Source organism: Pseudarthrobacter sp. TAF60_1 (assembly GCF_052113505.1).
Taxonomy (GTDB): domain Bacteria; phylum Actinomycetota; class Actinomycetes; order Actinomycetales; family Micrococcaceae; genus Arthrobacter.
On sequence record NZ_JBFRDI010000017.1, the window covers coordinates 1 to 24,000 of the forward strand.

Consider the following 24,000-nt stretch of genomic DNA (forward strand, 5'->3'; position numbering starts at 1 on the left):
CGCTGCCTTCAACCGCTCCGCATTGATGCCGTTCAGCACCACCGTCGCCCCCGCCTCAGCCAACGCCCGCGCCAGCGCATTACCAATCCCCCGGCTCGACCCCGTCACAAGGGCAACCCGCCCCGTCAGGTCAAAAAGTCCACTCATGCGAACGGTCCTGCCTGCACCAGGTTCGCCGGAAGGCGGCCCGCAGCCAGCGCTTCCAACTGCTTCGCCAGGAGTTTGAGGATCCGCGGTTCGAACGCGGATGCGTTGCCACCAACGTGGGGAGTAATCAGGGCGTTGGTGGAACCCCACAGGGGGTGGTCGGCGGGGAGCGGTTCCGGATCCACTACATCGAGTGCGCACTGCAGCCGCCCGGAAATGACTTCCTTAGTGAGGGCTGCCGTGTCCACCACGGCTCCCCGGCCAACGTTGACTACCAGCGCGCCGTCGGGCAGTGCTGCGAGGACATTCTCCCCGATCAGGTGGTGGGTCTGATCGCTGAGCGGCAGGACACTGATCAGGATGTCGTGGCTGGCTGCCAGTTCTGCCAGCTCGGAAGACGCATGCACGTGTCCCTGTGCGTCGTCGCGCGCTGCACTCCCCACACGGGTGACGGACACTTCGAAGGGCTCCAGCCGCCGCGCTATTTCTCGGCCGATACCGCCGACGCCGGCCAGCAGCACCCTCCGGTCCGCGAGGGACTGCCGGCGCTGCGGCCGCCAGGCCGCTTGCTGCTGGTCACGGACGGCCTGGTCGATCCCCCGAAGTTTGGCCAGGATAAGGCCCAGGGCGAGCTCGGCGGTGGCCGCGGCGTGGACTCCGGCAGCGCTTGACACGGCGGCGCCCGGTCCCGCCGCCTCACGGACACCGTCGAACCCGGTGGACTGGGTCTGGACGAACTTGAGTTTCGGAACTTTAGCGAGCGCCGGGAGCACCGCGCCGGCGTCGAGGTATGGCAGGACCACAGCATCGATCTCGTCCAAAGAGCCGCCCTCGGGACCGGACTTGAGGTCCCAGATGATGCCCCGGAGTCCGCCTGGCAGCGGCTCCAGATCTGCAAGCAGCTGCTTGTCGGGGAAACTGACCGTTCGGATGACCTGCATTGGGGACCTATCTTTTCTGCTGTTGGCTGGCTGGGGCCGGGATGTTCGGGAAAGCTGGTGGATTAGCGGCGATCGAAGGTGAGTCCGCCGGGGACCTGGAACGTAGGCATCAGTTCGAGCATGCCCACATTCACGTGCCGGGGTGTCTCAACCGCGTAGTCCAGCGCGTTGACGATGTCGTCCGTGGTCAGCGACTCGTAGCCTTCGTAGTAGGTCTGCCAGGCTTCTTCCATGGCTTCGGGCGTGCCGCCCATGTTGCGGCCGAAGATTTCGGTTTCAACCCGACCGGGGCAGATCTCGGTGACCCGGATGCGCTTACCCACGGTGTCGTTGCGGAGCTGGCGTGAGATCTGGTGCACAGCGGCCTTTGTGGCGTGGTAAACCGTGTGTCCGTAGAAGTTGTAGATACCTGCGATGGAGCTGATGTTGATGACGTGGCCGTTGTCCCGCTCCACCATGCCGGGCAGGACCAAGCGGGTCAGCTGAAGGAGGGAGCGGAGGTTGACGTCCACAAGTTCGTCGATGTCGCTTTCCGACGAGTCCAGGATGTTGCCGGGGCGCGAGACGCCAGCGCAGTTGACCAGAACGTCAACCTGAAGTCCCTCCACCGCTGCGGTAAGCGCTGCCGTGTCCGTCAGGTCCACGACGTGGGCAATTGCTCCGGTGCGGTCCGTCAGTTCCTTCAGCCGGACTTCATTGCGGGCAAAGGCATGGACCTGCAGTCCGCGCTTGGTCAACCTTTCGGCGATGGCAGCGCCCATCCCAGTGGATGCTCCGGTGACAAGGGCTGTTGAATAGTCTGAAAATGGCATGGAAGTCTCCAATGAGTGGGTTGGCGAAGATTGATCGGGCAGGGCCCGGGGGCGTCGGCCCCGGCGCGGAAGTGGTGCGCACGCGCGAGGTAGCGGTTAGGCGTCCCTGAGCGGCAAGTGCGCCCTGTCTTTGACGGTGCTGACGGCGGCCAGCGTGCCCAGTGCGGTGATCACGGCGTAGAAGGCTGGCATGTAGATGTTGCCGGTGGTTGAGATCAGCCAGGTCATGAGAAGCGGGGCCGTGCCTCCGAAGAGTGCCGAGGAGATGTTGTAACCGAGCCCGTAGGCGGAGTACCGCACCCGGGTTGGGAAAAGTTCAACAATCAGGATGTGGATCACTGCAGTGTGTCCGGCGAAGACCACTGCCATGACACAGGCGCCGAGGATCGCCAAGGCCATGTTGCCGGTGGCAATGATGGCGTATGCCGGAATACCCACCACGGCCATCGCAATCGCGGAGCCGGCTATGACCTTTTTGCGTCCGATACGGTCTGAGAGTGCGCCCATGAACGGGATGGCGATGCAGATGGCCACAAGGCTGCATGCCGTAACCAGGAGGGCTTCGCCGATAGTGAAGTTCAGCTGCTTGCCCTTGAGGAACGTTGGCATGTAGGAGAACAGCACGTAGTATCCGGAGCCGTTCATCAGGGGGATGAACAAGGCCAGGAGCATCGCGCGGCGGTGCTCAGCGGAGGCGAAAGCCTCCTTGAGGGGATTGGCGGACAGGCCGCCTTCTTCCTTGAGCTTCTGGAAGTTGGGGGTGTCGCTAATGGCCTTCCGGATATACCAGCCAATGACGCCCATGGGGATGGCCACCAGGAACGGTATGCGCCAGGCGAAGGAACCGAACCCGCCGCCTTCGATGGCCGCCTGCGTGAGCCATGGGGACATGGAATACGCCACCAGGGTGCCCGTCAGGAGTGCGGCGAAGGAGGCAATCTGGGCGTACGAGGTGATGATACCGCGTTTGCCTTCGGGAGCGTGCTCCGCAAGGAACGTCATGGCACCGGCAGCTTCGCCGCCGACCGAAAAGCCCTGAAGGAGCCTCAGGAGTATCAGGAGGACCGGCGCTGCAATACCGATCGCGGCATAGTCGGGCAGGACGCCGATGCCGGCGGTTGCCGCACTGATGAGCAGGATGACGAAGACCAGCAGTTTCTGCCGTCCGATGCGGTCGCCCAGGTAGCCGCAGACCACGGCGCCGAGTGGCCGAACGAAAAAGGATACGGCGTACCCTGCGAAGACGAACAGCAGGGCGTTGTCCGGGTTGCCGGGGGCGAGGAATACCAGGGCAAGGGTTCCGGCCATGAAGGCGAAGATGCCGTTGTCGTAGAGTTCCACGAAGATGCCCACGCAACCGGCGGTTACCACCTTCCGGGTCTGCCTGGCATCCAGGCGGTCGTTGTGCGGACCAGCCGCTCGCGTTGACGTTGACATCTTAGATCCTTACTTGTTTCTGGTGACTAGGGCGGGTCATGACTGGGCCTCAGCTTCCGGAGGCCGGTTTGAGTTCCCGCCAACTCGCCGGGGCTCCCACACCCAGCAAGCCGAAGACTGTATGTACTGACGTGCGCAGGGCCTCGAGCTCACGCACAGCGGCACGGTGCCGCGCGGTGGCCTCTGCGACGGTGGTCTTACGAAAGCGGACCGTATCTCCGGGCCTGGCTTGGGCAAGTGCATCCAGGGAACGGCTGGTGACTACACCGAGGACCGGATAGCCTGCCGTAACGCCGCGACCGCGGTGGAGGACGAGGAGTTCTTCCCTGGATGGCACCTCGATGGCGCCGACCGGAACCCCACGGGACAGGACCTCCGTCGTGGATTGCCGTTCCGGAAGTGCCCCGCCGAGGCGGAGCCCGATGTGGTTGCTGCGTCCGCTCACGGTGTAGCTGGTTTTGAACAGAAGGTCCGCGGTGTCACCGAATTCGTCGATGTCCGGCCCGTCTGTAACGTCGATGACAGGACGGCCGCTGATGCCCGGGCGGGAGAGCCCCAGCCGGAACAGCGGAAGGTCAAAGTACGGCTGCTTGATCGGGGGAACGGTCTTTCTGGCTCGGAGGGCGGTACCGTCGGAGAGTTTCAGGCCAAACCCGACGACGGTATCCGGTGCGCAGCTGCCCAGCAATGCCGGTGCCTCGAGCGAACCGTGAACAGCAATGTAGGCGCGAAGCCCGGCGGTGATGCCGCGCAGGGCCACGGTTTCCCCGGCCTGTACCGAGACCGGCTCCCATTGGGGGCATTCTCGCCCGCCGACAGTGAGGGTCAGCTGCGCACCGGTGACGGCGATGAGCACGTCGGTGTCTGCACGCATCCGGAAGTCCAGCGCGGTAACCTCGAGCAGCGGATCGTTGTCCAGGTTTCCTGCCAGTATGTTGGCCGCTCTGGCGGAAAACTGGTCGAGGGCCCCATTCACAGGGAGCCCATACCGCGGGCCCTTGAACCTGCCCAGATCCGTGACCACTGCGTGGCCCGCCTGCTGAATGGTCAGTGTTCCGCTCATGCTGATGCCTCCAGCTCACGGCCCGCAAGGCGGGCGAAATCTGCGGCCGGAATCTGGTGGAACCGGAGCAGATCGCCGGGCATGTAGGGAACGAGTGGCTGTTTGTTCGCGTTCAGCACGGTCAAGGGTGTCTGTCCGATGACGCACCAACCTCCCGGGGCCGCCGCGGGAGCGATTACTGCCTGCCGGCCGGCGACCGATACCGCACCCGCCGGCACCGAAAGCCGTGGGTCCTTGAGCCGGGGTACCGGCAGCGGGAAGTCCGGTCCGTCCATCATGGGTGATCCTGCCGGTGCACCCAGGCACCGGATGACGTACGCCTTGGCTGTGTGGAGGGCAATGATTTCGGAGACCGAGAGTCCCTCGTGGTCCGCGACTTTTTGGAGGTCGGGACCGTAGTCGCCGCCATACGCCACCGGGACCTCGAACTGCCGCGGCGTACGAGCGGGGGCGCCCACGAAATCAAGCTGGCGCATGCCAAGGAGAACAAAGGCTCGGATTTGCCGGGCAGACGTGATGTAGGGGTCGAACTCGACCAGCACCGAATCATAGGTGGGTACCGCACCATGAACACCGTCGACGTCGGCAGTCTCGAGCCAGGACGCCAGCGCGTGCACCGCGGCCCAGTTGCGTTCACGATCAGGGGACGTAGCCACGACGCGGAGGGCGGCGTCGCCTGATTCGTAGACCTCGACGGGAGTTGGGGTATCGGCCATGTCAGGCAGCTTCCGCTTTGGCGGCCAGAACCTGGGCCAGAGGGGCGATGGTGACACCGGCGGCGGTCAGTTCCTTGCGGATGAGGCGCGCCAGGTCCACTGCACCGGGGTTGTCCCCGTGCAGCAGGACGGTGTCCGCGACGACGGGAAGCTGCACGCCGGAAGCGGATTCGATGACGCCCTCGCACACCATGCGGATGGTGCGATCGACGATGATTGCGGGGTCGTGGATGACGGCGCCGGGCTGACTGCGGGGCACGAGGGTTCCGTCGTTCTCATAGGCGCGGTCAGCGATGCCCACGATGCCCACGGGCAAGCCGCGGCTGGCCGCGGCCTGGGCGAGCTCGCCATCCTGGGCCAGGACGATCAGGTCCGGACGCAGGCGGTGCGCGGCGTCAGCGACGGCGCTCGCGTAGTCCTGGCGGGTGGCTACGAGGTTACCCAGCCGGCCGTGGGGGGCCACGTGCGAAACGATGGTTCCGTGGTACGCGGCGAAGCCCGACAACGCACCGATCTGGTAGAGGACATCATTGCGGACTTCATCTGCGGTGAGGTCCATGGCACGCCGCCCGAAGCCGCGGAGGTCAGGGAAGCTCGGGTGCGCGCCGATGCTGACACCGCGCCGGACGCATTCTGCCACCGTGCGGTCCATGATGTCCGGATCCCCGGCGTGGAATCCGCAGGCTATGTTGGCGCTGGAGACGATTTCAAGAAGCGCGCTGTCGTCACCCATGGAGTAGGCACCAAAGCCTTCACCGAGATCTGCCACAAGATCAACTGTGCGACCCATAGTGTGTGCCTTCCTTTGATGTGTAGTGACTTGCAATGCTCCCGTTGGGGAGATGGAGAGCGGTGGCAGCTGCTGCGGTCCCTCCCATATTCAAGGGTGGCACCGTGCGCTGCCCCACACAAAGACGTAATCGGTGTCACGGGATAGGCCACGGTTATGGCCGGGGCCCATCCCGGGAGCGCCTAGCGCAGGGCTTTGCGGAGGCCCATGACCCGCTCGACCACGACGACGACGGCGAGCGAGATCAGGATGAGGATCACGGACAGTGCGGCCACGGCGGCGTCGGCCGAGTTCTCCACGTACCGCAGGACCTGCACGGGCAGCGTTGGCAGCCCGGATTCGGCGACGAACAGGGAGATGACCGCTTCGTCGAACGAGACGATGAAGGCGATGACGCCGCCGGCGATCACGCCGGGCTGGATGATGGGCAGGGTGATTCGCCGGAAGACGGTCCAGGGCCCGGCGCCCAGGATCCTCGCCGCCGCCTCACAGGACGTGTCCGTAGTGGCCAGGCTCATCAGCGTTGTCCTGATGACGAAGGGGATGGTGATGGCCACATGGCCGATGATGATTCCCGCGTAGGTGTTGGTCAGTTTGAGGGGCCCAAAAAGGAGGACCATGCCCAATGCCAGGACGATGCTCGGGATCAACAGGGGCGAGAGGAAGAATGACTGCACCGCTGCCTTGGCCTTGAACTCAAACCGGTCCAGGGCCAGAGCCACCGGGACACCCAGGGCCAGGACTATCACCGTGACGATAACCGCCACGATGAGGCTGACCCGCATGCCGTTCATAAACGTGCTTTCCTTCGGCAGCATCTCGTACCACTTGAACGTCAGGCCTTCCGGCGGAAAGGAGAGGTACTGGTTGGATGCGAAGGAGACAACAAAGACGATCAGCAGCGGTGCCAGGAGGAACAGGTAGAGCAGGAATACCAGGATCCCGAACGCCGGCTTGGCCGGGTTGAAACGCGGTTTGAAAAGGCGGGCCTCGGACATGGCTAGCCTCCGATCTTTTTGGTGAGGCGCTGGTAGACGGCAATGATCAGGCCGAACAGGACCAGCAGAATGACGGACAGTGCCGCGGCGAAGGGCCAGTTGAGAAGCCCTGTGGTCTGGTCGTAGATTTCAGTGGCCAGTACCTGCACACTGCCGCCGCCGAGGAGGCGCGGGGTGATGAAGGTACTGATTGACAGGACAAAGACCAGCAGGAACGCCGTGATGATGCCGGGCAGGCTCAGCGGAAGCGTGACCCTGGTGAAGACCTGCAGCTTGCTGGCGCCCAAGGATCCGGCAGCTTCTTCGAGTTGCGGGCTGAGCCGGCCAAAGCCGGAGATCATGGCGAGGATGGCGTACGGCATAAAGATTTCTACGAGCCCGATGGTCACACCGGTCATGTTGTTCGTCAGCTTCAGCGGCGCATCGATCAGGCCCATACCTTGCAAGGAGGAGTTAACCAGGCCGTTCGTGCCCAGGATGACCATCCACCCGTAGGTCCGCACCACCGCGGACGTAAGCAGCGGCGCGATTGCAATGGCGATGAGCAGGCCGCGGTATTTGCTGGTGCTCCTGGCGAGGAACAGCGCCACGGGGTAGGCCACCACGACGCAGAGCAGTCCCACGGTGACGCCCATCTGGAACGTGTCCAGCGTTACCCGCCAGTAATACGGATCGGTGAGCGGCTGGATGTACGTATCGAGGGTGAAGGTTTCCTCGATAATGCCGTCCGGTGCACCCCGGTTGAACGACATCCGGATCATGTAGGCGAGCGGAAAGACGAAGCTCACCAGCAGCCCAAGGAGACCGGGAAGGAGCAGGGCCAGGTAGGTGCGCCGGTTCCGGCGTCCAGTGGCGCGTTCGAGGTCGCCTTCAGCAGCGCCGGTCCGGCGGACGGACGAGGCCGGGGTCTGGGTGACGGTCATGCTGCCGGGACTTTCACTGCGGCCGGGGCCTTCACCGCGGCGGGCAGCAGATACGCGTCCTGCTCGTTCCAGGAAAGGTACGCCGCGTCACCTGGGCGGGGCAGGTCACCGCTGGAGGTGGGGACCTGTGCCTGCAGGACGCGGTTTCCGGCCTTGACGGCCACGGAGATGGCATCGCCGGTGTAGCTGACGCGTTCGATAACGCCCTCAATGGTCCCGATGCCCGAGTCATGCAGGGACACCTTGAGCCGGTGGGGGCGGATGACTAGTTCATGCGCAGATCCGGCAAGCCCGGGCGTCCCCACCGCACCGAACTGACCCAGTTGGTCGATGGACACCCGGTAGTGGGTCTCGCCCCGCGTGGCGGAGCCTGTCTCGGACAGGACCGTGGCGTCGAGGAAGTTTGCCTGGCCGATGAAGTTTGCCACGAACCGTGTTTGCGGCCGTTCGTACACTTCGGTGGGGGAACCGAATTGCTCGATGAGGCCACCGTTCATCACAGCAATTCGGTCAGCCATGTCCAGCGCCTCGTCCTGATCATGTGTGACGAAGAGCGTAGTCGCCCGGGTCCGCTGCTGGATGGAACGGATCTCGGACCGCATTGTTTCCCGGAGTTTTGCGTCCAGGTTGGACAGCGGCTCGTCCAGGAGAAGCAGTGTGGGTTCCACCACCAGGGCGCGCGCCAGCGCGATACGCTGCTGCTGACCGCCGGAAAGCTCCCTGACCTGCCGCTTGGACAGGTGACCAAGCTGGACCATGTCCAGCGCCGCGGCGACCCGGCGTTTCTGGTCGGGCTTTGAGGTCTGGCGCATCTGCAGTCCGAAAGCCACATTCTGTTCGACGTTCATGTGCGGGAACAGGGCGTACGACTGGAAGACCATACCCATCCCGCGCTTATTCACGGGCGTGTGGGTGATCTCTTTTCCATCCACCACGATGGAGCCAGCTGTGGGGTCCATCAGCCCGGCCACCATGCGCAGTGTTGTTGTTTTGCCGCAGCCCGACGGACCGAGAAGCGCCACCAGGTGCCCCTCTTCCACTTCCATGTTCAGGCGGTCGACGGCGGGGTCGAGCCCTGCAGCGTACCTTTTGGTCAGATCCACGATCGACAGTTTTGATTCAGTCACGAGTTCACTTCTCCTGAAGCGGGTTGGAAAGGGGCACCGTGGGCACGGTTATTTGGTGATGATCTGGCGCTTCCAGGTGTCGGTCCACTTGTCACGGGCGGAGGACAGGAATTCCACATCAAGCGGGACGATGTTCAGTGACCCGTCAGTAGGAACCACACGGTCTTTGACGTTCGCCGGAAGTTCGGCGTTGGTCACGGAGGGCGCATAGAACAGCGCCTTAGCGAAGGCTGTCTGTGCATCGGCGGACAGCGCGTAGTCAACGAAGGTCTGGGCAGCGGCCTTGTTCGGCGCATCCTTGACGATGTTCACGGTGTTGATCTGGTAGACCGTGCCCTCCTTGGGAAAGGTCACACCCATCTTCTTGTTGCTCTGGTCACTGTAGAACTGGCCCCGCGCATTCTGCCCCAGGCCCAGGACTGTCTGGCCGGTGATGACGTTCTGGTATTCGTCCGGGTTGGGCGCGAACGTCTGGACGCCGGGAGCCATTTCCTTCAGGCGGGCAACCGCCTTGTCGATGCTCTTCGTGTAGTCCTCGCCTTCCATCTTCGAGGTGATGGCGGTCAGCGAGAGGCCCAGCAGCGAGGGGGGAGCGTTGACGTTGATCTTGCCGGCGTAGGCCGGATCCCACAGCACGTTCCAGCTTTCCGGCGGCTTGGGGAAGGTTGCCGTGTCGTAGAGCAGGCCGACGGCGTCGAGCATGACAACCGGACCGAACCCGTCCTTGTTTTTGAACTTCTCGGGTACGTTCGCCAGGTTGGGAACTGCTGCGGCATCAATCTTGTCGAAGAGTCCCTGAGTGTTGCCAGTGGTCGAGACCGAATTGTCCATGATGGCAACGTCCGTGGACGGGTTGTTCTTCTGTCCCTGAAGGGCGCTCAGCATTTCGGCGGAGGAGCGCTTGGAGACGTAGTTGATCTTGATGTCCGGATACTTGGCCTTAAACGGCTCGATGACGGCTGCCGTGTACTGGTCCTGCCAGACACCGGAGTAGGCGATCAGGTTCAGTTCGCCGGACTTTGCGCTGGAGTTCCCGCCGCCTGAAGACCCGGCGCCGCCGCCGCAGCCGGTGAGCACAAGTGCCGCAGCAGTTGCGGCAGCAGCCAAGGCGATCTTGCCTCTGGTAATTACTCTCATTGTGGTGTCTCTTCCTTATTGGGGAGGAACCCCGGATCAGGTACCGGCGGATTCCGGAGGATGCTTCTAAAAGGTATGGAGCGGTTGTTTCGAGCACGTAAAAGAAAACGCGGATTTCTGTAAATACGGCAATTATGCAAAAGGCATATAGGGGCATCATTGCCGCTTATGACCCGAGGGGTATAATCGATTTCTCACAGAAATTGTGTTCTGAAGATCAACTTAGTGTCCGAGATGTGGATCACACAAAGACCTATTGCGTATCCCGCCATAGAATCCGCATATGACCCGTCGGGGCTTCAGGGCGCCGAAGACGAAAGATTTGCCGGTATGGACACTCGAAAACTTGCCTACTTTGTAAAGATCGTTGATTCAGGAAGCATCACCAAGGCGGCCGCTGCCCTGCACGTGGCCCAGCCCGCTCTCAGCCAGCAGGTTTCAGCCCTCGAAACGGAGCTGAAGCAGCGCCTCCTGATCCGCAGCAAGCAGGGCGTCCAACCCACAGCCGCCGGCCACACGCTTTACCGCCATGCACAGACGATCCTTCGCCTCGTCGATCAGGCCCGCCAGGATGTGGCGAGTTCAGGGGCAGCACCGGCTGGACGGGTGTCCATAGCCATCGCGCCATACAGCATGGCGTCGAGCCTCACTCCGCGCATCATCGGCGAGGTAGCCCGCCGGTACCCGGACATCGTGCTTCATTTGACGGAGATCTACGGCGGCGTACTCAGCGATGCGATAAAAAACGGCCGGCTGGACATGGCTCTCATCTATGAGCCCGGGCCAATTCGAGGCGTTCAGTTCACCACCATGATCGTGGAGGATCTGCATCTAGTGGTGAATGCGAAAGGGGCACAGGCCGTTAACGCTGACGCTTCAGGGGCGATAACCCTCGCGGAAGCTGCCAAGTTCAGCCTGTTCCTTCCCGAGCAGAATCACACCCTCCGCCAGATCATCGAAACCGGCATGCGGGAGGAAGGCCTGAGCCTCCGCCTGGTGGGCGAGGTGGAATCTGTGCCCTCCTTAACCCGACTCCTGCGGGCAGATATGGGCGCCACGATCTTGCCGAAGTCTGCAGCGGACGCACTCTTCCACGAGGAGGACTTCCGGGTTTTGCGGATCGTTGCGCCTGCCCTCCAGTGCAAGATAGCGCTCTGCACACCGGACCACGAGCCCCTCTCAGAAGCGGCGTCAGCCGTACTGATGGTCCTGAAGGAAATGCTGCAGGAAATGCTCAGCACAAAATACACGAGTTAGTTCGGCGAGCCACACAAAATCTCCTTATCATGGCAGATGGATTTGGTCTTAGTAAACATGATCCCAAGAAACTAATCTGTAGTTAAAGGCCGGAACTGTCCGGAAACTATTAACTCACTGGAATTCTTGATTGGGAGCACATCGTGAAAAAGATCAGCAGTGCACGCCGGAACCCTGCAACCGGCGCCCGCTTGGCGGCGAGAACCGGATCCCACTGCCCAGCGAACGGGTTCTGGCTTCCCGAGGGACAGGAGGGCCAAGCCGTGTTTGTTTTTGAAGGCAGCATCATGCCGATGTCCGGGTCAGGAGCAACGCTTTGGTTCTTGGACGAAACCCTTTCCGGCCAGCCCGCGTATCCACTGCCGGGACCACAGACTTCTTATGCGGTGGGGTCCTCGCTGGTCAGCTGACGCTCGACCGGCTCAGAGCAAAGCAAATGGGTCCATGTCCGGCAGGACATGGACCCATTACTTCGTAAGTGCAGACTTCAAGTGTGCTCGAACATGGGAGGTCATGCCGCGGTGCGCGGCACACCCTTCCGCTTCATCGGCTGGCGTCTTCGACCAGTAGGCCTTTTGCCTTGAGAACTTCAGTCAGGTTGCACAGCTCGATTGTGGTGCCACCCTCGTGGTAGCGGCGGATGAGGTCCCGCTCGGCGTCGTCACGCTCCTGGGAAAGTCGGATAACCTCTTCCAATTCATCCTTGCGGACCACCACTACACCGTCAGCGTCGCCGCGGAGGACGTCGCCGGGGTAGATAATTTCGTCGCCGAAGACCACCGGGTGGTTGATGGGACCGATGGTTTCCTTCACGGTGCCCTTGATGGAGATGCTGCCGGAGAAGACCGGCAGGCCCAGTTCGATAAGGTCCTGGGTGTCGCGGACCCCCGAGTCTGTCACGAGCCCGGCCAGGCCCTTGGCCTTCATGGCGTTGCCGAGGACGTCGCCAAAGGTGCCAGCTTCCTCGAACTCCCCTGCCGCGGCGAGGATGACGTCTCCGGCCTCGGCGTAGTGGATGGCCACCTGCAGCATGAGGTTGTCCCTGGGTGCACAGCGGACAGTGACGGCGGGACCGCAGAAGGACATGCTGCGGTCGATCGGCTTGATCTTCGAGCTGAGGGCCCCCTTGCGGCCCTGTGCCTCGTGGATGGTTGCGGAAGAGAACTTAGCCAGGCGGCTTACGGCATCAGCGTCGGGGCGGTCGATGGTGGTCTTTACGTGGATCATGGTGTTTTCCTTCATTGGGGAGGTGGTCAGTTGAGGGCCTGGACGGCTTTGTCGATGGCAGCAACGGATTCCTCGATAATGTCGAGGCTGGTTGCGTAGGAGATGCGGAAGTAGGGACCGAGTCCGTAAGCAGACCCCGGGATCGCTGCGACGGATGCCTGATCAAGCAGGTAAAGGACGAAGTCCTGGTCGTCGCGGATAACGTTGCCGTTCGGCGTCGTTTTCCCCAGCACCCCGCCGCAGTTGACGTAGGCGTAAAAGGCTCCCTCCGGCGTCGAGCATGACAGCCCTGTGATCGCGTTCAGCCCGGCGACGGCGGCATCACGGCGGCTGCGGTAAACCTCGGCGCTGGTCCGGATGAAGGACTGGTCGCCGGTGAGTGCTGCCGCGGCTGCTGCCTGGCTGATGGAGGAAGGGCAGGAGGAAATCTGCGACTGGAGCTTGTTGATGGCAGCAATTAGCTGCACGGGCCCGGCGGCATAACCCAGCCTCCAGCCCGTCATGGCATAAGCCTTGGAGACGCCGTTGACCAATAGGACGCGGTCCTTGAGTTCGGGGGCTGCTTCCACGAGGCCGGTCAGCTTGCCTGCCCCGAAGTAGATCTGGTCGTAGATTTCGTCGGTCAGGACATAGACATCGGGGAACTCGGCCAGGACGTCCGCCAGGGCGCGCAGTTCGGCGCGGGAGTAGACAGCGCCGGTGGGGTTGGACGGCGAATTGAGGATCAGCCATTTTGTGCGTTCCGTGATGGCGTCGCGCAGCGCTTCGGGAGTGATCTTGAAGCCGGAGTCCTCACCACAGGGGAGGATCACTGGGCGGCCTTCGTTGGCCAGGACCATATCCGGGTAGGAGACCCAGTAAGGGGCAGGAATGATGACTTCATCGCCGGCATCCAGGGAAGCCATAAATGCGATGAAGATGACCTGCTTGGCTCCCCCGCCGATGGTTATCTCGTTGGCCGAATAGTGCAATCCCGTGTTCAGTTCCAAGGCCTGCAGGATCGCCTTCTGCAGTGCAGGAGTACCGGTGACGGACGTATATTTGGTCTCGCCGTCCGCTATCGCTTGCACGGCTGCTGTCTTGATGTGCTCGGGTGTATCGAAGTCCGGCTCCCCGACGGTGAGGTCAAGAATTCGGCGTCCCTCAGCCTTGAGCTCCCGGACGCGGGCAGCGGCGGCCACACTTGGCGACGATTTGATGCGTGACACACGCGATGCAGGCACGAATTCAGACATGATCTCTTCCAATAGGTCATCAGTGAGGGGACTTGTGTCATTCGAGCCTATGGAGAGTTAGCCGCCGTGGATAAGACCTATTGTGCGTGGACGGATAAGTAACCCTTATGGCCCCCGCCAGCCACGCAATCTGCTTATCACTGCAGCGGATATCGGTATTTCCCGGGAGGAACGGACGCGCCTAACCTTGAGCCTAATGTTCAAGGGAGAGGCACACATGGCCCGCCATCAGCCGTCACAAGCCGCCCCGGGCGGCTACCGCTATCGTGGAAACCAGCCCCAGGTACAGGATAAGCTGCGAACCGAACTCAGCCGGCTGCTGCTGGCCAAGCAAGGGGCCCTCCGCTTCAGGTCGAGCCGGATCCGGGATCTCTCGACAAGCCTCAACCACATGGTCGCTCAGGCTCTTTGCGATGGCGCTTCGGTGACGGCTCTCTCGCGCCTTACGCAGCATTCCACGGGGGCTGTGCGCGGGACCCGCCTCGCGTTCGACGACCTGCAGCCCACCGGGGTTTCACCGACCGAGCACCTCAGGTTGATCTCGCTATTACTCCTCGAACTCACGGCTTTGGAAGCATCGAAGGCAACGGTGGAGGAGGAACGCCGGCACCTGCTGGCTTCGGCCAGCAGGCAGCAGGTTCTTGACGACTTCGAACTTGCATCGCTTACCGGGCTGAGGCCCGAACACATCAGGAAAATGACCCGCGGCATTCCGCCAAAGCAGCCCAGTAAAGTGCCGGGACGCCGTACGGGGATCAGCTCCCCGTAATCACCAGCGCAACACTGTGACCGCCGAAGCCGAAAGCATTAACGAGGCCGGCCGGTGCGGTGCCCGGGGCCAGCGTATGGGCGTCTTCCGTGACGACGTTCAAGTTCACTTCGGGATCCAGCGCCTCGATGTTAATCGTGCCCGGCAGTTGTCCGGTCTGCAGTGCCTGGACCACCACGACGGCGGCGAGTGCACCGGCGCCGCCCAGCAGGTGGCCGGTGTGGCCCTTCGTCGACGTCACCGGCACGTCCGCGCCGAAGATGGCGTTGATGGCCTGCGCCTCAAGGCGGTCCCCTACCGGGGTGGACGTGGCATGGGCATGGACGAAGCCGATGTCCGAGGCCTGCATCCCGGCCGAGGCAAGGGCTTTCTGCATCACCCGCTGCTGCATGGCCGGGTCGGCGGCCACGATGTCGTTGGCATCGGACGTGACGGCCCCGCCGGCCACGGAACCAAGGGCTGCGGCACCGCGGGCCCGGGCATGTGCTTCGCTTTCAAGCACTACAATCCCGGCGCCTTCAGCGAGGACAAAGCCGTCGCGGGCGCCGTCGAACGGGCGCGATGCCCGCTGGGGGTCGTCATTGCGCGTCGAGAGCGCGCGGATCTGCGAAAAACCGGTGACCACCAGGTCATTGACGGAGGCGTCCACACCGCCGGCAATGACGACGTCGGCTGCTCCGGACCTGATCATTTCGGCGCCCTGGACAATCGCTTCGGCACCGGACGCGCAGGCGCTGACCGGGGTGCGGGCTCCGCCGCGGGCGCCAAGGTCGATGGAAACCCAGGCTGCCGGGCCGTTGACCATCAGCCGCGTGAGGGTGTGCGGCGATACACGGCGCGGGCCGCCGGCGGCCAGGGCGCGGTCCTGCTCGAGGGTGGAGCCGAGGCCGCCATAGGCCGAGCCGATCACCACCGCAAACCGCTCGGGATCGACCTCCGGGGCTCCTGCCTGCTTCCACGCTTCACGCGCGGCCACCAGTGCCAGTTGTCCACACCGGTCCATCCGCTTCAGTTCGCGCGTTGTGAGGTGTTCAGAGAGGTCCGCGGTGACCTGTCCGGCCATCCTGACGGGCAGTTGCGCCGCCCAGTCAGCATCCAGTGCAGCGATTCCGGACTTCCCCGCCAGCAGGCCGGACCAGGTCTCGGCAACGGCGGAGCCGAGCGGGTTGATGGTGCCGACGCCGGTGATCAGTGCGCGGGGCTGGTCTGCCCCCTTGGGAACTTCGTTCATAGGTTCGCTACTTTGCGGGGTTGTGGGTGCCGATGGGCACCAAGGTCAGATCGGGGTGGTTCTTCTCGATCCGGCGCAGTGCCCAGACGTCGTTGAACAAGGCGAGGTACTCGCCGTCAGACCTCAACAGCACCTCGGCGCCGGGTACGTTCGCCAGGGTAGCCATAGCGTCCGCCGTCGAAATCCTGGCAAGGGAATAGGGCAGGCGTTCGAGGCGCATGGGCGCGCTGAAGTCGTGGGCCATACGGTCCTCCACCACTTCAAACTGCATGGGCCCGACGGCGGCAAGCACCGGGGCCTGGTCGCCGCGGACGTCGGAGCGGAGCACCTGGATGACGCCCTCGTGCTCGAGCTGCTCTATGCCGCGGCGGAACTGCTTGAACTTGCTGGGGTCCTTCGACCTGGCCACCTGGAAGTGTTCCGGGGCGAAGAGCGGGATAGCGGGGTACTCCACCGCGTCCTCGAGGAAGAGGCTGTCGCCTACGCGCAGCGAGGAGGCGTTGACCAGGCCCACAACGTCGCCGGGGTAGGCCTCGTCGATGACCTCGCGTTCGCGGCCGAAGACCTGCTGGGCGTACTTCGTGGCGAAGGACTTCCCGGTCCGGGTCTGCGTGACCACCATGCCGCGTTCAAACACGCCCGAGCAGACGCGGATGAAGGCCACATGGTCGCGGTGGGCCTTGTTCATGCCGGCCTGGACTTTGAAGACGAAGCCGGAGAACGGCGATTCCACGGGGCGGGGACTGCCGTCAACATCCGGGCGGGGCGCTGCGGGCGGCGCGAAATCCACCAGTGCGTCCAGGATTTCCTTCACACCGAAGTTCAGCGCGGCGGAGCTGAACAGGATGGGGGTGGCGGTGCCTGCGTGGAAGGCATCAACGTCGAACTCGAGGTTGGATTCGATCACCAGGCCGGCTTCGTCCACGGCGTCGGACCAGTTGTTGCCCTGGCTTTCCGCTGCTTCCTCCGGCGTGAAGTACTCGGTCAGCGCGATATTGGCCCCGGCGTTGTTGCGCTGGAACCGGGCAAATCGATCATTGCGAAGATCCCAGACGCCGCGGAAATCGCCGGAGATGCCCACGGCCCAAGTCAGCGGCATGGGCTGCAGGCCCGTGCGCTCAGTGATCTCGTCCATCAGTGCCAGCGCGTCCAGGCCCGGCCGGTCCCACTTGTTGATGACCGTGATGATGGGCAGGTTCCGCGCCTTGCAGACCTCGAACAGCTTCATGGTCTGGGTTTCCAGGCCCTTTGCGGCGTCAACCAGCATCACGGCGCAGTCGACGGCTGCCAGGACGCGGTACGTGTCTTCGGAGAAGTCGGCGTGGCCCGGGGTGTCCAGCAGGTTGATGACGGTGTCCCGGTAGGAGAACTGGAGCGCGGCCGAGCTGATGGAAATGCCGCGGTCCTTCTCCATCTGCATCCAGTCCGAGACCGTTTCCTTGCGGTTGGCTTTGCCGCTGGAGGCGCCGGCGGTGCCGATCACCTTCGCGTGCAGCGCCAACGCCTCGGTCAGCGTGGACTTGCCGGCGTCGGGGTGCGAAATGACAGCAAAGGTCCGACGCCGGGCCGCCTGTTTGTGAATCTCGTTGACCCGGGCGGGGCTAAGGACATCTTGGGACACGGTGCTACTTTCGCTGCGATGGGGTACCCCAAGACGCGCGGCGGGCCTAAAGGGGAAGTGTGGCTACGGGACAGCCAAGTTCCAGTTTATCGCAGCGGCGCCAGCCGGGCCCTATGGGAGGGCGGCGCCCGGGGAAGCTGGGGGCAAACCGCATTCCCCACAGCCGCCGTCGGACACGTTCCTGAGGCACTTTCGGGCATCCCCCAATGAGGCACTTTAGGGCTTGTCCGTGCGGTTGTTGCCCATTCTTACCTCTATCATTGAGCTTGCGGGAAACTGAGCACTTTTCATCCTGCCGGCGGAGGCTAAATCCGCCGCTCCTGCGGGCAGCGGTCCGCACCTTTGAAGGGAACACCTATGGCGCGGAGCCCCGAAGAATCGCTCAAGGCGACTCTGGGCAGAGTGGCTCCCGGGACGCCGCTGCGGGACGGACTCGAACGGATCCTCCGTGGACGCACCGGCGCACTGATCGTTCTGGGCATCGACCGGACCATCGAGTCGATCTGTTCCGGCGGCTTCGACATCGGCATCGACTTCTCCCCCACAAGGCTGCGGGAACTGGCCAAGATGGACGGCGCCATTATCTGCGACAAAGACGCCGGCAACATCCTGCGGGCCGCCGTTCAGCTCGTCCCGGATTCCAGCATCGAAACCCAGGAATCCGGCACGCGCCACCGCACTGCCGAACGCGTGGCCATCCAGACCGGCGTGCCCGTGATCTCCGTCAGCCAGTCCATGCAGATCATCGCCCTGTACGTCAACGGACTCCGGCACGTCCTGGAGGGATCCGAAAAGGTACTGGCCCGCGCCAACCAAGCCCTCGCCACCCTCGAACGGTACCGGTCACGGCTTGACCAGGTCACCAGCTCGCTTTCCGCCCTGGAGATCGAGGCCATGGTGACCGTCCGCGACGTCGCCGTCACCCTGCAGCGCCAGGAAATGGTCCGCCGCATCTCCGAGGAAATCTCGCAGTACGTCCTGGAACTCGGTGAGGACGGCCGGCTGCTGTCACTCCAGCTGGATGAACTGACAGTGGGCCGCGGCCCGGGCAGCGACGTCATCATCCGCGACTACGCCAGCCCCGACGCTTCCGCCACGGACATCGAGAAGGCCGTTAGCGCCCTGGTGAACCTTGGCCCCACCGAGCTGATCGACCTCGGCAAGATCTCCGGAATCGTCGGTTTTGCCGGCGGCGAAGCCAACCTCGACGCCGTGGTGCAGCCCCGCGGTTACCGGCTGCTCTCCGGCCTCAAGGCCGTCCCCAAGGCGGTGGCGGACCGCCTGGTGGACCACTTCGGCGGGCTACAGTTCCTCATGGCCGCCACCATCGATGACCTGATGACCGTCGACGGCATCGGCGACCAGCGCGCCCGCACCGTCCGCGAAGGACTGAGCCGGATGGCGGAGGCAAGCCTGCTGGACCGCTTCCTCTAAAGCATCCGTTGAACGGGTCAGTTGAGCTGGAACACTGCCTTTGGGCTGGCCTTCGACCCGAGCTTAGCCGTGAAGATGTAATAGGCGCCGCCCCCGCCGGGCTTCGTCGCGATAACCTGGCATCCTTCGAGCGAGCGGTTCTGCGCCCACTGGAAGTTGGCCGTCTCGCTGGCACCCGGCGCCAGGGTCTTCACGAGGTCTTCGCTCTTTGCCTGGCAGTCCTTTGACGAGAAGATCCTGTCCGCACCGCTGGTCACCAGGAACTCCATCTGGGACGTGCCGATATTCACTTCACACGGCATGGTGCCGCCGTTAGTCACCTTCAGGCTGAGCAGCGGCTTCTCGTCCCGGCCGTACGCCGGCTTGTCCGTCGACGCCGAAACGGTGACCAGGTTCTGGTTGCAGGCGGGAGTCGGCGTGGGCATCGGCGTGGGCGTCGGAGCCGCGCTAGGCGCAGCCGACGGCGAATCGCTGGGAGCGGGTGCCTGTCCGGCCGCGTCCGCGGTGACGCCGTCAGTTGAGGACACCTGCTTGCCGTTGAAAGCACCGGCGACGGCGAAACCGCCGAACGCCAGGCCCACCACGATGAGCAGTGCAATTCCAACAAAGAGACGGCGGCGGCGGTAGACGGCGGGGCTCGGCTTGCGGGTCGCCCCGGACCCGTCCCGGGAACCGGAAGCGGATGCCGTGCTGCGCTGTGATGAATTGCCTTGCCTGCCCATCCTTCTAGGCTAGAGAACACGCCGGAATCTGCCCGCCCACCACGCCGCAACCCAGCCAACGCCCAGGTCACAGTTTGCCGATGTGCGGCGTGGCGGCACTTGGCATACGCCACGAACCATCAACTACAGTGTGGGGATCGACGCTACAACCCTTTCAGCAGCCATGCCCGCAGGCGGTGCGCCTGAAGCCTTCCCCGGCCAGGCCAACCTCACCGCGCCGCAACTCGAGGAACTGCACGGCCGGATCACGGGCTGGTTCGCGGAGACCGCCCGGGAGCTCCCCTGGCGGGAACCGGACTGTTCGGCGTGGGGCGTCCTGGTCAGTGAGGTCATGCTGCAGCAGACACCCGTGGTGCGGGTGCTGCCGGTCTGGCGGGAATGGCTGGAGCGCTGGCCCACCCCGGCAGGCCTCGCGGAGGAACCAGCCGGCGAGGCAGTCCGTTCGTGGGGCCGGCTTGGCTACCCCCGCCGAGCACTCCGCCTGCATGCGGCCGCCACGGCCATCGTCCGCGATCACGGCGGCACAGTCCCCGGCACTTTTGACGAACTGCTGACCCTGCCCGGCGTGGGCAGCTATACAGCTGCCGCAGTAGCCGCCTTCGCCTACGGGCGGCGGGAAACTGTGGTGGACACCAACATACGGCGGGTTCACGCACGCCTCTTTTCCGGCGTCGCGCTCCCCGCCCCCTCCCTGAGCGCAACGGAGATGCGGCTCGCTGCGGAACTGCTGCCGGCCGACGACGGGACCTCCGTGCGCTGGAACGCTTCGGTCATGGAGCTGGGGGCGCTGGTATGCACGGCGCGTGCGCCCAAGTGCGCGGACTGCCCCGTTCGGGACTCCTGCGCCTGGCTGGCTGCGGGTGAGCCACCACCGTCGTACATCCCTAAGGGCCAGGCGTGGCACGGAACCGACCGCCAGGTCCGCGGCGCCGTCATGGCTGTGCTGCGGCTCGCGGACAGCCCCGTGCCGGCGGAAATGTTCCAACAGGAGCCGGCCGACCTGGGCTTCGCGGCGCACGGAATCGGCGTGCCCTTGGCGGCGCTGCACCGGTTGAACTCTGCGCCCGAACAACTGGAACGCGCACTGGCCGGGCTGGTCGGCGATGGCCTGGCCGAGCTGCACCAGGGCGGCTACCGGCTTCCGGGGTGAGGCATCTTTAGGGCAGTCCCGCGCCGGATGGCATACTTTCTGGTGACTCGAACCGGGGGAAGTTTATGAGAATCGTGCTGTACATCATCTGGGCGCTGTTCGTGGCGGGGGTCATTTTCGCCCTGGTCCATACACTGCGGAAGACCAGGCGCCAGGAAAAACTGATCGCCGGCTGGCCAAGAGTCCAGGCTACCGTCACTGGGAACGTCGGGGGCTGGAGCGGTGGCAGCGGTGGTTCATCGCGCAGCCGGCGCTTCTATCCCACGTATCAGTTCGCGGACCCGGGCGGGATTCTCTACGCCGGCGAATCGGAGGTTTCCTACCGTAACCAGCAGGTGCCGGGCTCACTGGTGGAGGTGGCATACAACCCCGCGAACCCCAACCAGTCTTTCCAGGTGGCGTCCGAATCCAAGATGATACTCGGCTGCCTCATACCTTTCTTCGCAATGTTTTCCCTCCTGCTGTTCTGGGTTGCCGGCGCCTTCCCGCTGCCCTGAGCCGTGGACTTCCTGAAGCTGATTTTTGTTGTGCTGCCGGGGCTTTTCGTTGTCCTGGGACTGATCATGGTGGGCCTGTCCCTGGCCTCGACTTTCCACCGAAAACGCAACACCGGCGGGTGGTCGCGGGCCTCCGCCACGGTGACCGGAAACCTTCACGGGAAGGACGGGCCGGGAAGTAACGGCAGGGACCGGTTTGCGGCGTCATACGTATTCGAGGACGCCGGCGGTAAACGCTGGCTGGGCCAGTCGGATATATACAGCCAGGACCAGGCAATCATCGGGCAGCGCATCGCGGTCCTTTACAACCCGGTCAATCCGGCCGAATCCACCCTGCCAGTGTTCGTGGTCGCCAGGGGCCGGCTGGCCACAGGTCTCATTCTGGTGCTCTTTGGCGCCGGAGCCATAACAATGTTTGGCTCACTTCCCTGGTAGCCGTGCCGCCGCCGGGGCCGCCGTCCTAGGCTGGAGTATGCGCAAGTCCGGGCTGCTTTTGACGCTGCTCACGACGACGGTCCTCACCTCCGGCTGCTACTACTACCCGGCGGGGACGCCATGTCCCGCGATCGCTCAGGCGTCCGTGGTCTCGGTGACTGTTCCCGTTTCCTACGTGCCGCACGTGGGGACACTGCGGCTGAAGGCCTGCCAGGACGGGACTTGCAAGGAAGACGCCGTGGAACTCCGTCCGGGGTCTGTGTCGGTGGACCAAGGCTGCCGCCCTGACGGCGCCTGCTCTGCCACGGCTTCCCCCGACGGAACGCTGGTCGGCATGCTGTTCCTGGACGCACTCACCGAGGCGCCCATGACTGTGACGGCCACAGGAACTTCCGCCGACGGGCAGGCCCTGCCGGTGCGTATGCTGGAATTTCGCCCCCGTGGCGCCTCCCCCTACGGCGCACAGTGCGGGCGGTTTGTCACCGCCTCTGTAGTGCTCGACGCCGGGGGGTTACGGGAGGGACAGGCCTGAGTCCGCCCTCTTTTGGAGCGGCCCAGAGGCTCTCCCGTGCCGCTGCGTGGGGTTTCGACGGGGCCCGTGGCACCCGGCACAGGGTGCTATTGACTTCCTCAGGCAACACTCTTAGCGTCAGCTTTACTAACACATCAAAGGTTAGATTTTCGAGTTCACAGGACGCCAGACGGGGGTTCCGATGCCACTTTCAGATCGGGAGCGCAAGCAGCTCGAAGGGCTGGAGGCGGATCTGGCGGCAGATGATCCGCAGCTCGCGCAAAGACTCTCGTCGGGTTCCGTCAGGCTTCGCGCCAAGTCCTACATCGGGCTGGTGCTTTGCCTGATTGGGCTGATAGCGCTGATAACCGGAGTGGGCACACAACTCATCGTCGTCGGCGTCGGCGGCTTCCTCCTGATGGGCGCAGGCACATACCTGGCATTGGGCACGCACCCCATGCGGCTTCGCTGACGCCCCAAGAACAGGCCCACTGCGCTTACGGTTCGCCGAAACCCGCCTGCACCAGGCCGCCAACGTAATTCAAGGCGCGCTCCGCGTCCGGTCCCCATGCCTCGACGTGGAGTAAGGATCCCTTCCCGGCGGCAAGAGTCATGAGTGCGGTCATGGAGGCACCATCCACGCCGTTGATGGTGACCTCGGCGTTCATTGATGACAGCCCGCCGGCAACCTTGGCTGCCGGGCGGGCATGCATGCCTGCCTGATTAATGAGTTCAAAGTCCCCGGTGAATTCCGGCCCGGCACCGGTCACCGAGCCCTCCGCAACAGAGCTGACGGGGGACGCCCCGGCGGCCCCTGACCCGTAAACAGCCTCAGCCGCCCGCTTGACGGCCAGGACGTCGGCGCCGCCCTGGGCGGCCACTGCGGCAGCCACCAGGCCCTCCACCAAGGGCGCGTCCGCAAGGAGCACCGCGGACGGGTCCTCTGCGAGCTCCTGCGCCGATTCCGCCGTCATCACGGCAGACCCGAGATCGGTCAACACCACTATGCCGTCGCCGCCAGCGGCCTGGTCCAGGGCGGACATGACCTTCTCCAGACTTGTTCCAATCCTGCCGTCCGAGGTGCCCCCGGCTGCGATCATCACCACGTCAGGCGCCATCTGCGCGGCAAGCTGCACGGCGCCGTCGGCGATCTTTTCGCTATGGGACACCACCACCAGGCGCACCGTCATGCAGCAGCCCCGACGGCGGCCCGGAGGATCAGGGCGCTGGAGGCAGCGCCCGGGTCGCGATGGCCGGCACTCCGCTCCCCCAGGTAACTGGCACGGCCTTTGCGGGCCACCAGCGGGTCCGTTGCCACCGCGCCTGCTTCGGCGGCCTCGGCTGCGGCCACCAGCACGGCCAGGACGTTGCCCGATCCGTCCGCGGCGGCCGCCTGAGCCGCCTCGGCGGCAGGGGTCCAGGCGTCCACCATGGTCTTGTCACCGGACTCGGCCTTGCCCCTGGCCACGATGCCGTCGCGGGCGGCCACCAATGCGGTGGCAAGCCCCGCGGGATCAACTTCGAGGGCGTCCCCGAAGGCGGAGGAGGCCCGTAGGAAGGCTGTTCCGTACAGCGGGCCCGCGGCACCGCCCACCTTGGACATCAGGGTCATGGCCGTCATTTTCAGCGCCGCGCCGGGTGTCTCAGGCGGCGTCTCTGCGAGTTTCTGGAGCACGGCCTGGAATCCACGGTCCATGTTCTCACCGTGGTCCGAGTCGCCTATGGGACGGTCCAGTTCAATGAGCCACGCCCTGTTTTCGGCCATCGCCTCGGCGCACATCGTCAGCCATTTGACGGCCCATTTAACATCGAGCAGCATC

General features: G+C 64.1%; 26 protein-coding genes. 8 read left to right on the forward strand and 18 right to left on the reverse strand.

Going from position 1 to position 24,000, the window contains the following annotated elements:
* The 11 genes from AB4Y73_RS17170 to AB4Y73_RS17220 all read right to left on the reverse strand — a co-directional run.
* Positions 1–147: SDR family NAD(P)-dependent oxidoreductase (locus AB4Y73_RS17170; RefSeq protein ID WP_441873490.1), on the reverse strand; the 147-nt coding region annotated here is incomplete at its 3' end.
* Positions 144–1,088 (reverse strand): 2-hydroxyacid dehydrogenase, encoded by a 945-nt coding sequence (locus tag AB4Y73_RS17175; RefSeq protein WP_441873263.1) that lies wholly within the window; start codon positions 1,086–1,088, stop codon positions 144–146. The genes AB4Y73_RS17175 and AB4Y73_RS17170, both read right to left, overlap by 4 nt.
* A 62-nt stretch (positions 1,089–1,150) precedes the next feature.
* Complete coding sequence (locus AB4Y73_RS17180; protein WP_441873265.1) at positions 1,151–1,900, reverse strand: SDR family oxidoreductase; 750 nt, start codon at positions 1,898–1,900, stop codon at positions 1,151–1,153.
* Between the two features lie 96 nt (positions 1,901–1,996).
* Positions 1,997–3,337, reverse strand: coding sequence for an MFS transporter (locus AB4Y73_RS17185; RefSeq protein ID WP_441873267.1), 1,341 nt, complete (start codon positions 3,335–3,337; stop codon positions 1,997–1,999).
* A 49-nt stretch (positions 3,338–3,386) separates the two neighbouring features.
* Positions 3,387–4,400 carry a biotin-dependent carboxyltransferase family protein gene (locus tag AB4Y73_RS17190; protein ID WP_441873269.1) on the reverse strand — a complete coding sequence of 338 codons (1,014 nt, stop codon included), beginning with the start codon at positions 4,398–4,400 and terminating at the stop codon, positions 3,387–3,389.
* Positions 4,397–5,116: a 5-oxoprolinase subunit B family protein gene (locus AB4Y73_RS17195; protein ID WP_441873271.1), complete on the reverse strand. Its 720-nt coding sequence runs from the start codon at positions 5,114–5,116 to the stop codon at positions 4,397–4,399. The genes AB4Y73_RS17190 and AB4Y73_RS17195 overlap by 4 nt, the downstream gene beginning before the upstream one ends.
* Before the next feature lies 1 nt (position 5,117).
* Complete coding sequence (locus AB4Y73_RS17200) at positions 5,118–5,906, reverse strand: LamB/YcsF family protein (RefSeq protein WP_441873273.1); 789 nt, start codon at positions 5,904–5,906, stop codon at positions 5,118–5,120.
* A gap of 182 nt (positions 5,907–6,088) precedes the next feature.
* A complete protein-coding gene (locus tag AB4Y73_RS17205; RefSeq protein ID WP_441873275.1) occupies positions 6,089–6,904 on the reverse strand; it encodes an ABC transporter permease in 816 nt (271 codons plus the stop codon).
* Positions 6,905–6,906: 2 nt separating this feature from the next.
* Positions 6,907–7,827, reverse strand: a complete 921-nt coding sequence (locus AB4Y73_RS17210) for an ABC transporter permease (RefSeq protein ID WP_441873277.1) — start codon at positions 7,825–7,827, stop codon at positions 6,907–6,909.
* On the reverse strand, positions 7,824–8,954 hold the full coding sequence (locus AB4Y73_RS17215) for an ABC transporter ATP-binding protein (protein WP_441873279.1): 1,131 nt from the start codon (positions 8,952–8,954) through the stop codon (positions 7,824–7,826). Before AB4Y73_RS17215 ends, AB4Y73_RS17210 begins: the two co-directional genes overlap by 4 nt.
* 48 nt (positions 8,955–9,002) lie before the next feature.
* Complete coding sequence (locus tag AB4Y73_RS17220) at positions 9,003–10,091, reverse strand: ABC transporter substrate-binding protein (protein ID WP_441873281.1); 1,089 nt, start codon at positions 10,089–10,091, stop codon at positions 9,003–9,005.
* 330 nt (positions 10,092–10,421) lie between these two features.
* Here AB4Y73_RS17220 and AB4Y73_RS17225 point away from each other — a divergent pair, with 330 nt between their 5' ends.
* Positions 10,422–11,348 (forward strand): LysR substrate-binding domain-containing protein, encoded by a 927-nt coding sequence (locus AB4Y73_RS17225; protein WP_441873283.1) that lies wholly within the window; start codon positions 10,422–10,424, stop codon positions 11,346–11,348.
* Between the two features lie 543 nt (positions 11,349–11,891).
* On the opposite strand, the gene AB4Y73_RS17230 is transcribed toward AB4Y73_RS17225, so the two are convergent.
* Positions 11,892–12,575 carry a 4-carboxy-4-hydroxy-2-oxoadipate aldolase/oxaloacetate decarboxylase gene (locus AB4Y73_RS17230; protein WP_441873285.1) on the reverse strand — a complete coding sequence of 228 codons (684 nt, stop codon included), beginning with the start codon at positions 12,573–12,575 and terminating at the stop codon, positions 11,892–11,894.
* 26 nt (positions 12,576–12,601) lie between these two features.
* On the reverse strand, positions 12,602–13,810 hold the full coding sequence (locus AB4Y73_RS17235) for an aspartate transaminase (RefSeq protein ID WP_441873287.1): 1,209 nt from the start codon (positions 13,808–13,810) through the stop codon (positions 12,602–12,604).
* A gap of 217 nt (positions 13,811–14,027) precedes the next feature.
* Here AB4Y73_RS17235 and AB4Y73_RS17240 point away from each other — a divergent pair, with 217 nt between their 5' ends.
* Positions 14,028–14,579, forward strand: coding sequence for a hypothetical protein (locus AB4Y73_RS17240; protein ID WP_441873289.1), 552 nt, complete (start codon positions 14,028–14,030; stop codon positions 14,577–14,579).
* On the opposite strand, the gene AB4Y73_RS17245 is transcribed toward AB4Y73_RS17240, so the two are convergent.
* A complete protein-coding gene (locus AB4Y73_RS17245) occupies positions 14,566–15,810 on the reverse strand; it encodes a beta-ketoacyl-[acyl-carrier-protein] synthase family protein (RefSeq protein ID WP_441873291.1) in 1,245 nt (414 codons plus the stop codon). The genes AB4Y73_RS17240 and AB4Y73_RS17245 overlap by 14 nt on opposite strands.
* A 7-nt stretch (positions 15,811–15,817) precedes the next feature.
* Positions 15,818–17,431 (reverse strand): peptide chain release factor 3, encoded by a 1,614-nt coding sequence (locus AB4Y73_RS17250; protein WP_441873293.1) that lies wholly within the window; start codon positions 17,429–17,431, stop codon positions 15,818–15,820.
* Between the two features lie 357 nt (positions 17,432–17,788).
* Here AB4Y73_RS17250 and disA point away from each other — a divergent pair, with 357 nt between their 5' ends.
* On the forward strand, positions 17,789–18,865 hold the full coding sequence (gene disA, locus AB4Y73_RS17255) for a DNA integrity scanning diadenylate cyclase DisA (RefSeq protein WP_441873295.1): 1,077 nt from the start codon (positions 17,789–17,791) through the stop codon (positions 18,863–18,865).
* Positions 18,866–18,882: 17 nt separating this feature from the next.
* Here disA and AB4Y73_RS17260 read toward each other — a convergent pair whose 3' ends face one another.
* Positions 18,883–19,587, reverse strand: a complete 705-nt coding sequence (locus AB4Y73_RS17260) for a hypothetical protein (protein ID WP_441873297.1) — start codon at positions 19,585–19,587, stop codon at positions 18,883–18,885.
* A gap of 163 nt (positions 19,588–19,750) precedes the next feature.
* On the opposite strand from AB4Y73_RS17260, the gene AB4Y73_RS17265 reads away from it, so the two are divergent.
* The 5 genes from AB4Y73_RS17265 (at position 19,751) to AB4Y73_RS17285 (ending at position 22,652) form a co-directional block, all read left to right on the forward strand.
* Positions 19,751–20,737: an A/G-specific adenine glycosylase gene (locus AB4Y73_RS17265; RefSeq protein ID WP_441873299.1), complete on the forward strand. Its 987-nt coding sequence runs from the start codon at positions 19,751–19,753 to the stop codon at positions 20,735–20,737.
* A 65-nt stretch (positions 20,738–20,802) separates the two neighbouring features.
* On the forward strand, positions 20,803–21,234 hold the full coding sequence (locus AB4Y73_RS17270; protein WP_441873301.1) for a DUF3592 domain-containing protein: 432 nt from the start codon (positions 20,803–20,805) through the stop codon (positions 21,232–21,234).
* 3 nt (positions 21,235–21,237) lie between these two features.
* On the forward strand, positions 21,238–21,669 hold the full coding sequence (locus AB4Y73_RS17275) for a DUF3592 domain-containing protein (RefSeq protein WP_441873303.1): 432 nt from the start codon (positions 21,238–21,240) through the stop codon (positions 21,667–21,669).
* A 37-nt stretch (positions 21,670–21,706) separates the two neighbouring features.
* Entirely contained in the window at positions 21,707–22,201 is a 495-nt protein-coding gene (locus AB4Y73_RS17280; RefSeq protein ID WP_441873305.1) for a hypothetical protein, read from the forward strand.
* A 181-nt stretch (positions 22,202–22,382) separates the two neighbouring features.
* Positions 22,383–22,652 carry a DUF3040 domain-containing protein gene (locus AB4Y73_RS17285; RefSeq protein ID WP_441873307.1) on the forward strand — a complete coding sequence of 90 codons (270 nt, stop codon included), beginning with the start codon at positions 22,383–22,385 and terminating at the stop codon, positions 22,650–22,652.
* Between the two features lie 25 nt (positions 22,653–22,677).
* Here AB4Y73_RS17285 and dhaM read toward each other — a convergent pair whose 3' ends face one another.
* Together dhaM and dhaL are read right to left on the reverse strand one after the other, a co-directional pair.
* Complete coding sequence (dhaM, locus tag AB4Y73_RS17290; protein WP_441873309.1) at positions 22,678–23,370, reverse strand: dihydroxyacetone kinase phosphoryl donor subunit DhaM; 693 nt, start codon at positions 23,368–23,370, stop codon at positions 22,678–22,680.
* Positions 23,367–23,999, reverse strand: coding sequence for a dihydroxyacetone kinase subunit DhaL (gene dhaL, locus AB4Y73_RS17295; protein WP_441873311.1), 633 nt, complete (start codon positions 23,997–23,999; stop codon positions 23,367–23,369). Before dhaL ends, dhaM begins: the two co-directional genes overlap by 4 nt.
* Between the last annotated feature and the right edge of the window lies 1 nt (position 24,000).